Origin of the sequence: Mesorhizobium sp. M0571, from assembly GCF_040320985.1 — a bacterium.
GTDB lineage: Bacteria > Pseudomonadota > Alphaproteobacteria > Rhizobiales > Rhizobiaceae > Mesorhizobium.
Map to the genome: position 1 here is coordinate 86,560 of NZ_JAMYQT010000023.1, position 10,156 is coordinate 96,715.

The window sequence follows — 10,156 nt, forward strand, 5'->3', positions numbered from 1 at the left end:
TTACCATCGTAGATCGTTCGGGAAGATACGGTCACCGGTGCTGTCGAACAGATAGATGTCTGCCGGCGAGGTGTTTAGCGAGATCGCGTCGCCGACCCGGAAACGCGTGTCGGGACGGGCTCTGACTTTGATGAGTTCGGCGCTTTCGCCGCCATAGGTAACGTGAAGAAACTGATCCGAGCCGAGCGGCTCGACGGCGTAGACCCGTCCCATTCCATGCAGAGGCAGACCGCGGGGTTCAATCGACAATCCTTCCGGCCGTATACCAAGCGTGAGCATCCCCGGACGCGCCTGCGCCGCGGGGCTCATGCCTGCTTCGAAGGGTATGGTGATGCCCGATCCCTGGAACGCAAGACTACCCGCGGACTCAACCCACCGTCCGGCGATCAGATTCATGCTCGGACTGCCGATGAATCGCGCTACGCCAGTATTGGCGGGCAGTTGGTAGACCTCGTCCGGAGTCCCGTATTGCCGAAGCTTGCCGCCGTCCATGACCGCAATCCGATCGGCCAATGTGAGTGCCTCGACCTGATCATGAGTGACATAGATGAAGGTCGAGTCGAGCCGCTCGTGAAGCTTCTTGATTTCAACGCGCATTTCGCCGCGCAGCTTGGCGTCGAGCGCCGATAGCGGTTCGTCGAACAGGAAGACGAGGGGGTCGCGCACCGCGGCGCGGCCAAGGGCCACACGCTGTCGCTGGCCCCCCGAAAGCTCATGCGGGCGTCGGTTGAGCAATTCGCCGATGCGCAACAGTTTCGCCGCGGCGCGCACGCGCTCATCGATCTCTGTTCGACCAACCCTGGCCATGCGCAGCGGAAAGGCAATATTTTCGTACACCGTCTTGTACGGGTAAAGCGCGATGTTCTGGAAAACCATCGCAACATTGCGCTTCTCGGGCGGGACGTGCTCGATCGCACGGCCGTCGAAGAGGATTTGGCCGCTCGTCGGTGCATCCACTCCGGCAATCAGGTTCAGGGTCGTGGTCTTGCCACAGCCCGACGGCCCCAGTAGCACAACGAATTCCTTGTCGGCGACCTCGAGGTCAAGCGAATCGATTGCGGTCGTCTCGCGATAGCGACGGCAAAGTTGTCGGAGAGCCACTGCTGTCATACGCTGGGCAAGGGGTTATTGTTTGGCATATTTGGATCGGAGGGTTTCCCAGCTTTCCTTGGTGGCGAGCACAACATCCTTCGGAGACGCTGTACCCTTGAGGAGCAGTTCATCCTCTATCATTTGCTGCGTCCCGACCTCCCATTCCTGGTGCCAGCCGGCCTTGAGCTGGTTGCCGGCGATGGCCTTCTGCCTTCCTTCAAACAGCCATTTGTAGTTCTCGTTGGCCAGCGGGGGATACATCCACTTCGTTATCGCCTGCTTTACCTCCGGATCGTCGTAGACTTCGGGGAAGGGCACTTGCAAATTGGCCAGGGTCGCCCAAGCCTTGTGCATCCGCAACTTATGGTTCTTGTCACGCCAGCTAAATGATTTCATGAGGTCAAAGGCTGCCTCGAGCTCGGCGTCCGTGCGCGGCGAGTTGCTCATGACATGCAGGGCATGGCCGACCAGCGTGGTCCCGTGTGTCGAGCCGGGCATAACGGGATTCATGTTGAAGTATGGCGCAAAGTCGCTGTTCTTCGGGTCGGAATAGGCGAAGCTGTTGTAGTCCGATTGGTAGTGGAAGGCATGCAGCCCCTTCATCCATGAACTGGCCATCTGGGGCTCCTGCCAGGTCAGGATGGCTCGCGGCACGAGGTCCTCATCCCACCACCGTTTCCAATCCGAGAGAACCTTCAGGATCGGAGTATCGAGGCCGAACGTCGATTTCATGTCATCGTCAACCAGCCGTTCCCCTTCCGAGGCGCAGTGAGCATAGAGTGCCCATGGGGTGCCGGTCCAGGACTTGAACCAGGTCGGCAGGATAGGGTTTTCGACGATACCCTTCTTCTTGAGATCGACTGCCTGCTTGTAGATATCGTCCCAGGTCTGCGGATAGTCGCTGCGGTTGGCTGTCGCGTCGTAACCACCCGATGCGAGAACCTTTTCATTGCGGAACATGCAATAAGGCCCGCCATTGTAGTAGGTCAGGCCGATGCGCTTGTGGTCCGGCCACGACAGGGCGTCGGCGCCGATACCTGGGAACTCCTCCTTTTTTATCTTGTCGAGGTCCGGCATGTCGTCGATCGGTCGAATCCACTGGGCGGCGAACCAACGGGATGCCTGCCCGCGCTGAGCACGGAACAGATCGAGACGCGTGCCAGAGACAAGCTTGGTCTCCATAACTGCGGCGTAGTCGCCCGAAGTCGGCTGGAGATTGACCTTGATCCCGTATTGCTCGGTAAAGAGCCGGGCATTTTCAGCGATGATCTCGTCACCAAACGGCCAGAAAGTGTAATTGAGTTCAATATCATCGGCGACCGCTGGAAAAGGAGTGAGGCCGGTGGTGCTCGCGACCGCGAAGCCGCCCAAGGACAGGTTCCTGATGAATTTCCGTCGGTTGAGGCACGCGCCGTGAGGCGCCATGCTGCTGCTCATCTGATGATCTCCTCCACTATATCTGGTTGTCAGGCCCCTATTCGCTGGCGACGAACCTCGCGTCCCTCCCTTTGTCTGGCATCTTCTGATCGCCTCTTTTCATCCTGAACCAGTGTCCTCCAGCCATGACGCCGCGTCAATTGTTGGAGCTAAAAGGCGTATCTGGCTGGCCTCTTGCAGGTTTGGTCGACGCTCGCGAGAGGCAACACGAGCCGTTGTCGGTCATTACGGGCTCGACCTCGACGCTCAAGGTTCAGCAGTACCCCCCGCCGGGTGCCGTAGGCGAGGTGAATTCAATCCGCCAGGCAAGGTGATGCGGCGAATCCCTACCTACGCAGGGTCAAACTGGAATTTGCCGGCCAATTTCAACAAGCCGGTCGTTGGGCACTTTCAGATAGTCGCTCATCCGCGCCGAGTTGCGACTCATGGCAGCGAATGGCTCCCTTTGCCATGATGGCAGGCCTCGGCCATCCTCGCGGGGGACAATGCTCGTGCGGCCGACGTAGTAGGTGACGTCGGTCAGATCGATTGCGCGGTCCGCCGCCATGCAGGATGCAAGAAGCTTTGGAACGTCCGGTATTTCCATGAAACCATACCTGGCTTCGACAAGCCAAAAATTGGGAACTTCCTGCATGACGGTGAAGCGATCTGCTTCTGCAACCCGTGGCACGGATAGAATAGACCAGCGCAGTACGAGCACTCGTTCTTGCAGGGCGCGATTAAGTTGCACATGCCAGAGCATGACGGGTGGCACACCTTTGGCGGAAAGCGTCAAGAATACTGCTGTACCAGGCACGCGCGCCACTGTACCGGATTGTAATTCCGCGAGGAATCTGTCGGTCGGAATCAGCGTTTTCTGGACGCTGTTGTGCAAAGCTGTCGTACCGCGGTGCCAGATCCACATGATTGCATAGACCGCTAGGGCCATCGCAAGGGGTACATAACCGCCTTGGAAAAACTTGGTCATGTTGGCTGCAAAGAATGCGCTGTCGACGATCAAAAACAGTCCGGCAACGGCGCCGGCAGTAACGAGGCTCCACTGCCAGATCTCGCGCATGGCAATGAACAACAGAACGGAGGTCATCAGCATTGTCATTGACACGGCAATGCCATAGGCAGCGGCGAGATTGTCGGATTTGCCGAAGCCTATGGTAAGGGTCACGGTGGCAATCATCAGCAACCAATTCACAGCGCCGACATAGATCTGGCCAAAGCCTTCAGCCGATGTCTGCCTGACGTTGAAGCGCGGCATCCACCCGAACTGAATTGCCTGGCGTGTCATGGAAAAGGCACCAGTGATGATCGATTGGCTGGCAATGATCGTCGCGACGGTTGCCAGGACAATCAGAGGAGTCAGCAGCGCTGGCGGGCAGAGACTATAGAAAATACTGCCGTCGGTTGGCGAGCCATTCAAAACAATGGCGGCTTGGCCGATATAGTTGAGAACGAGGCTTGGAAAAACCACGAAGTTCCAGGCGAGCCGGATCGGCACAGGACCAAAATGGCCCATATCGGCGTAAAGCGCTTCGGCACCCGTGACGCAAAGAAACACGCCGCCAAGAACGAGGAAGCCAGCCAATCCAGTTGAAGCGAGATACTCCAGCCCGCGGTAGGGGTTGATTGCCACGAGAACGCCGGGATACTGCAAGATGCCGTAGACACCCATGGCGGCCATCACGCCAAACCAGATCAGCATGACCGGTCCAAAGCTCTTGCCAATCCGGGTTGTTCCCAGCGGCTGAAGGGCGAACAAGGCGACCAAGATGGCAACCGCGCCATAAAGCACCCATGGCGTCAAGCCAGGCGTCACGTGTTCAACGCCTTCAAGCGCCGAGAGAACCGAAATGGCTGGCGTGATCGCACCGTCACCGTAGATCAGCGCTGCGCCAAACAGGCCTGCTGCGACGATGACAGGGCGGTTCTGCTTCTTCACGCCGAGCAACGACATCAAAGCCAGGATGCCGCCTTCACCATCGTTGTCGACGCGCATAGCGAAATTGACGTATTTGACGGTGGTAATGATGATGAGTGTCCACAGGATCAAGGAAACCGACCCCAGGATGGCCATTGCGTCGGGCTTGCCACCGGTCAGGGCAAGGACGGTCTTGAACGTATAAAGCGGGCTGGTTCCGATATCACCGAAAACGATGCCCAGAGCCGCAAGACCGAGTACTGGGATGCCAGCTTTGGCGGTGACTTTTTCGGACAATCGAGATCCCTTCCAGATCGTGTTCCTTCATCAACCCCCGCGCGGCAGCAAGGACGCCCCGGCTGCGCTCTCCATCCCACCACCGACCCCGGCCAGGCCGGCCGCACCGCCGACAATACCGACTCCCATCATGGTGAGCGCAACGCGACGTCCAGGTTCAATGTCCATGACGTTTCCTCTTGGAGACCGTCTCCACACGCCGTCGCCGTCGGGTTGCACTTATGATGCTGCCCTCATCCAAACAGCGGATAAATCAGTGATCGGCTTCGAACTGTCAGCTCATGTGAATGAAGTGCCGCCATCCATTTTACCGTGGTGAGCGCGCTATCAATTTTTCACAACGAGCCGGCCCTGACTTTTTCAAAATTGCGGCGAACAGCTGAGTCCTGCGGCAATGCACCGAACGCGCCAAGACTGCTGCTTCGCGGATCCTCGCGGGCCGGATGTCGGCAAAGGAAGCAAGGAACGCCTTTAGCGGGCTCCGCCTCAAGGACAACTATACGTCGACTGGTCACCGGTATCCCACGGGATGGGTTCCGCTGGTGGAAGTCGCGCTGACGACGCCGCTCGATGGGCCGGACGCGGGTTCACCGCAGGGACCATCAATCCGGGCGTCATCTGGGTGAGAAGCAATTCCAGTTCGGACTGGAGGGGATCGTGCCGATCAACTCGCGCTCGGGTGAGGCCTTGGCGTCAGCGCCAAGATCCACTTCTACTACCTCGGCAATATCTTTCCCAACAGCATCATCGGCAAGCCATTCTTCGACTGAAAAACACGGCGAAGCCGCTCTGCCGATATATGTCGGTGGAGCGCCCTTCGCTGCCTTCAAGAGGTTCTCGACACATGAAGAGGACGGGAGATGGCGGCAGAGATCGCGCGGATGGCGGCAGCGGCCTTGGCTTATCGCCGAAGATCCAGGCCCCCGATTGAATCTCTCCAGTACATCGAGCAGGGAAGATTGGTTAGGTTCGATCGCCATCCGGGCCAACCCGTTTTGCCACTAATTCCTCCGAGTCTCCAACTTGCCGTAACGTCCGTGATCGTGCTCCAGCGCAAATCAGCACCAATCGCCGCAAACCCGACAAAGCGTTTGCCCCGCTCCACGCGTAGCGTCGCTGCGTTGATGAGCCAGCAACCTGCCAGGCTCACAATGGTGAGGAGTGCGCGGTGATGCCTACCGGACCAGACGGACTGCCAGGCGGCAAAGGGTCTTCGCGTCGACGATCGACGATCGCCAAGGTTGCGCTTTCCGCTGTCGTCGTGGCGCCGACCGTCCTGACGGCATGTCAGCCGGCCGTCCTCGACCCGAAAGGGGTGGTCGGGATTGCAGACAAGACGATCCTGATCGATTCGCTCGCGATCATGCTGGCTATCGTGGTGCCGACGATCGCCGCGACCTTTGCCTTCGCCTGGTGGTATCGAGCTTCCAACACGAAAGCGACATACCTGCCGGATTGGGAGTATTCGGGTCGCATCGAATTCATCGTCTGGGCCATTCCGATCCTTGTGATCATGCTCCTGGGCGGCGTGGCCTGGATCGGATCGCACGACCTCGATCCCGCGAAACCGCTGGCATCGAACACGCCACCGCTGGAGGTCCAGGCCGTTGCGCTGGATTGGAAATGGCTCTTCATCTACCCGCATCAGCGTGTCGCGAGCGTCAACCAGCTTGTGGTTCCCGCCGGTACACCCATCCATTTCTCGCTGACGTCAGCGAGCGTCATGAACGCATTCTTCGTACCGCAACTCGGCAGCATGATCTACACGATGAACGGCATGACAACGCAGCTGAACCTGCGCGCGGATGCACCAGGCACTTTCCGCGGCCTTTCGAGCCACTATAGCGGCGATGGTTTCTCGGACATGCATTTCGACGTGCGGGCGGTGCCGGCGGAGCAGTTCGCTGCCTGGATCGATGCGACGCGCAGCACCGGGCCAAGCCTCGACGCCGAGAGCTACGCGGCCTTGGCCAGGCAAAGCGTGAACGCCACCCCTTTCACCTTCGGTGAGGCCGATCCTGACCTCTTCGAGCAGATCGTCACGCAGCAATTGCCACCTGGACCTGGCCCGCAGACCGGCCGGCCCAACCCGAGCGTATCCCCACGGACGGAGCACTAAGCATGTTGGGAAAACTCAGCTGGGCTGCCATTCCCCTCGACCAGCCGATCCCCCTGATCACGGCCGCCCTGGTGGGCGTGGCGATCATCGGCGTCCTCGCATGGGTGACGCTGAAGGGTTGGTTGCCATACCTCTGGCGCGAGTGGATCACCAGCGTCGATCACAAGCGGATCGGGATCATGTACATCCTGCTCGCGATGGTGATGCTGCTGCGCGGCTTCGCCGATGCGATCATGATGCGGTCGCAACAGGCGCTGGCATTCCAGTCCGAAGGCTACCTGCCGCCCGAGCACTACAACCAGATCTTCTCGGCCCACGGCACGCTGATGATCTTCTTCGTTGTCATGCCGTTCGTGATCGGGCTGATGAACTTCGTCATGCCGCTGCAGCTTGGGATTCGTGACGTGGCGTTCCCGACTCTCAATTCGGTCAGCTTTTGGCTCACCGCCACCGGCGCTTTGCTCGTCAATATCTCGCTGGTGGTGGGCGAGTTCGCGCGCACCGGGTGGCTGCCTTATCCGCCGCTGTCGGAGCTGGCCTACTCGCCCGGCGTCGGCGTCGACTACTATCTTTGGTCGCTCCAGATCTCCGGTGTGGGGACGTTGCTGACCGGCGTCAACTTCGTCACGACGATCCTGAAGATTCGTGCCCCCGGCATGACCTTGATGCGGATGCCGATGTTCTGCTGGACGACGCTCGCCTCCAACCTGCTCATTGTCGCGGCATTTCCCATCCTTACGGCGACCTTGGCGATGCTGCTGCTGGATCGCTATCTGGGCTTCCACTTCTTCACCAACGAAGCCGGCGGCAACGTGATGATGTTCATGAACCTGATCTGGGCGTGGGGACATCCAGAGGTTTACATCCTGATCCTGCCCGCCTTCGGCATATTTTCGGAAGTGATCTCGACCTTTTCCGGCAAGCCGCTGTTCGGCTACCGGTCGATGGTCATGGCGACGATGGCCATTTGCGTACTTTCCTTCACCGTGTGGTTGCACCACTTCTTCACCATGGGGGCCGGCGCCGACGTCAACGCGATTTTCGGTATCGCTTCGATGATCATTGCGGTGCCCACAGGCGTGAAGGTCTTCAACTGGCTCTTCACGATGTATGGTGGCCGGGTCGTCTATTCCCCACCGATGTTGTGGTCGATCGGCTTCATGGTCACATTCGTCATCGGCGGGATGACCGGTGTCCTGATGGCGGTGCCGCCGGCGGACTTCGTCCTGCACAACAGCCTTTTCCTTGTGGCTCATTTCCACAACGTCATCATCGGAGGCGTGCTCTTCGGCGCCTTCGCCGGCTACACCTACTGGTTTCCGAAAGCCTTCGGCTTCCGGCTGCACGAAGGACTCGGCAAGGCCTCGTTCTGGTGCTGGATCGTCGGCTTCTACGTCGCCTTCACGCCGCTTTATGTCGTGGGCCTCATGGGTATGACGCGCCGCATGCAGCACTACGATGTCCCCGAATGGCGTCCCTGGCTGCTGCTCGCGGCCGGCGGTGCGGTCATCATCCTGGCCGGCATAATCCTGCAGATAGCGCAACTCGTCGTCAGCATTCGCCGGCGTGAGGAACTTCGCGACGAGACCGGCGATCCCTGGAATGGACGCTCCCTCGAATGGGCGACATCTTCGCCGCCGCCAGCCTTCAACTTTACGGTCATTCCGCACGTCGATGGCGAGGACGCATACTGGAGCACCAAGCAGCACGCGCGCCAAGAGGGCAGGTTGAGCGAAGAGCCCGCCTATACGGATATCGAGATGCCCAGAAACAGCCCGACAGGCTTCATCTGCGCCTTCTTCGCCACCTTCATGGGATTCGCGCTGATCTGGCACATCTGGTGGATCGTGGCCCTGGCGGCATTGGGCGCGTTCGCAACCTTCGTTGTCTTCGCCTGGCGCGATGAAGTCGAGTATGCGATTCCGGCTGAGGCGGTCGCACGCATCGATCGGGCCAACCGAAGCGCGCGCGGCGAAACGCTCGCGCTATTCGGGACGGCGTCGTGAGCGCGTTCGACGCGACTGTCGGCCAGGACGTCCCGAACCGTATCGGGCGGCATCGGAGCTCGTCGGGTCTGCAACCCACCGCGCGGCATTCGGCGGGTGCGCTAGGGTCGAAACGCATCATCGCAGGCTACGGCTTCTGGATTTTCCTGCTGAGCGACATCGTCATGTTCTCCGCCTTCTTCGCCGCCTACGCAGTGCTGGTCGATGCGACGGCCGGCGGGCCGAGCGGGCAGACGCTGTTCAACGTGGGCAATGTCGGCATCGAGACGGCCTGCCTTCTCCTGTCAAGCTTCACCTGCGGCCTCGCAAGCATCGGCGCCCGGACGCACAACGGATTCTGGTTCTACGGCGCGATGGCCGCGACCTTCATATTGGGGGCTACATTCGTTGGCACCGAAATCCGCGAGTTCATGGGCATGATTGCACTCGGGGCAGGCCCAACGCGAAGCGCGTTCCTCTCGGCCTTCTTTACACTGGTCGGCTGCCATGGCGTGCATGTGACCATCGGCTTGCTGTGGCTGCTTACGATGATGGCGCAGGTGTTCGCCAAGGGATACCGGCCCGACATTCTCAGGCGCATGCTTTGCTTCAGCCTCTTCTGGCATGCCCTGGATATCATTTGGGTCGGATTGTTCACGATGGTGTATTTGATGGGAGTCGCGCAATGAGCCACATCGAACAGGAAAGAGGCCGCGACTACAAGGACACAGCGCCTGGGGACGAGCACCTCGACGGATACGAGGCTTCCGAAGATGTCGGGACTTACCTGATCGGGTTAGGGCTCGCGACGCTGCTCACCCTGGTGTCTTTCTTTATCGCGCGCACTACGCTGGTTTGGGAGCCGAGCATCCCTATCGCACTGGCCGTTCTCGCGATCGCGCAGATGGGCGTTCATCTCGTCTTTTTCCTCCACATCACCACTGGCCCCGACAACGTCAACAACGTCCTGGCGCTTGCCTTTGGTGTGCTGATCGTTCTGCTGGTCATCGTCGGTTCGCTCTGGATCATGGGACATATGAACCACAACATGATGCCCATGGATCAGATCATGCAGATGCAAAGCTGACCGCGGGCGAGGCGGTCGAGATCTATCGCGACAAGCTGCAGGATGCCGGAGCGCGGAGCTGTGCGCCGCGCCTTTGGTGAGGGATACATTGTCCCAACTCGCCCTGCGTCATCCTTCTGATGACATTACAGCGGAGGCGTTCGCCCGCTGAGAAAACCCCAGCCTCGCGAGCCCGGCCCGGATCTCCGGACAGCTCATGAACAGTTGCCACAGGAGCCCGCTCCGGT

At 59.6% G+C, this 10,156-nt stretch carries 9 protein-coding genes; 4 read left to right on the forward strand and 5 right to left on the reverse strand.

The annotated features are described in order from the left end of the window. The 5 genes from NKI85_RS24590 to NKI85_RS24610 all read right to left on the reverse strand — a co-directional run bounded on the left by NKI85_RS24590 (position 1) and on the right by NKI85_RS24610 (position 5,568). Positions 1 to 1,110, reverse strand: a complete 1,110-nt coding sequence (locus NKI85_RS24590; protein ID WP_352526878.1) for an ABC transporter ATP-binding protein — start codon at positions 1,108 to 1,110, stop codon at positions 1 to 3. Between the two features lie 15 nt (positions 1,111 to 1,125). Then, complete coding sequence (locus tag NKI85_RS24595; protein ID WP_352526877.1) at positions 1,126 to 2,529, reverse strand: ABC transporter substrate-binding protein; 1,404 nt, start codon at positions 2,527 to 2,529, stop codon at positions 1,126 to 1,128. 340 nt (positions 2,530 to 2,869) lie between these two features. Then, on the reverse strand, positions 2,870 to 4,738 hold the full coding sequence (locus tag NKI85_RS24600; protein ID WP_352526876.1) for a potassium transporter Kup: 1,869 nt from the start codon (positions 4,736 to 4,738) through the stop codon (positions 2,870 to 2,872). Positions 4,739 to 4,768: 30 nt separating this feature from the next. Next, positions 4,769 to 4,906, reverse strand: coding sequence for a hypothetical protein (locus NKI85_RS24605; protein ID WP_352526875.1), 138 nt, complete (start codon positions 4,904 to 4,906; stop codon positions 4,769 to 4,771). A gap of 446 nt (positions 4,907 to 5,352) precedes the next feature. Beyond that, the gene (locus NKI85_RS24610; RefSeq protein WP_352526874.1) at positions 5,353 to 5,568 is read right to left on the reverse strand and encodes a hypothetical protein; all 216 of its coding nucleotides are present in this window, start codon (positions 5,566 to 5,568) and stop codon (positions 5,353 to 5,355) included. Positions 5,569 to 5,909: 341 nt separating this feature from the next. Here NKI85_RS24610 and cyoA point away from each other — a divergent pair, with 341 nt between their 5' ends. The 4 genes from cyoA to cyoD all read left to right on the forward strand — a co-directional run bounded on the left by cyoA (position 5,910) and on the right by cyoD (position 9,929). Continuing rightward, positions 5,910 to 6,857: a ubiquinol oxidase subunit II gene (gene cyoA / locus NKI85_RS24615; protein WP_352526873.1), complete on the forward strand. Its 948-nt coding sequence runs from the start codon at positions 5,910 to 5,912 to the stop codon at positions 6,855 to 6,857. Between the two features lie 2 nt (positions 6,858 to 6,859). After that, complete coding sequence (cyoB, locus tag NKI85_RS24620) at positions 6,860 to 8,863, forward strand: cytochrome o ubiquinol oxidase subunit I (protein ID WP_352526872.1); 2,004 nt, start codon at positions 6,860 to 6,862, stop codon at positions 8,861 to 8,863. 68 nt (positions 8,864 to 8,931) lie between these two features. Beyond that, complete coding sequence (locus tag NKI85_RS24625; RefSeq protein WP_352778458.1) at positions 8,932 to 9,531, forward strand: cytochrome (ubi)quinol oxidase subunit III; 600 nt, start codon at positions 8,932 to 8,934, stop codon at positions 9,529 to 9,531. Further along, positions 9,528 to 9,929, forward strand: a complete 402-nt coding sequence (gene cyoD, locus NKI85_RS24630; protein ID WP_352526871.1) for a cytochrome o ubiquinol oxidase subunit IV — start codon at positions 9,528 to 9,530, stop codon at positions 9,927 to 9,929. Before NKI85_RS24625 ends, cyoD begins: the two co-directional genes overlap by 4 nt. The last annotated feature ends 227 nt before the right edge of the window (positions 9,930 to 10,156 follow it).

What these genes read in the sequence shown, in the direction of transcription:
- NKI85_RS24590 (WP_352526878.1), bottom strand. Translation starts at nt 1,110, where the DNA reads ATGACAGCAGTGGCTCTCCGACAACTTTGCCGTCGCTATCGCGAGACG.
- NKI85_RS24595 (WP_352526877.1), bottom strand. Translation starts at nt 2,529, where the DNA reads ATGAGCAGCAGCATGGCGCCTCACGGCGCGTGCCTCAACCGACGGAAA.
- NKI85_RS24605 (WP_352526875.1), bottom strand. Translation starts at nt 4,906, where the DNA reads ATGGACATTGAACCTGGACGTCGCGTTGCGCTCACCATGATGGGAGTC.
- cyoA (WP_352526873.1), top strand. Translation starts at nt 5,910, where the DNA reads ATGCCTACCGGACCAGACGGACTGCCAGGCGGCAAAGGGTCTTCGCGT.
- cyoB (WP_352526872.1), top strand. Translation starts at nt 6,860, where the DNA reads ATGTTGGGAAAACTCAGCTGGGCTGCCATTCCCCTCGACCAGCCGATC.
- cyoD (WP_352526871.1), top strand. Translation starts at nt 9,528, where the DNA reads ATGAGCCACATCGAACAGGAAAGAGGCCGCGACTACAAGGACACAGCG.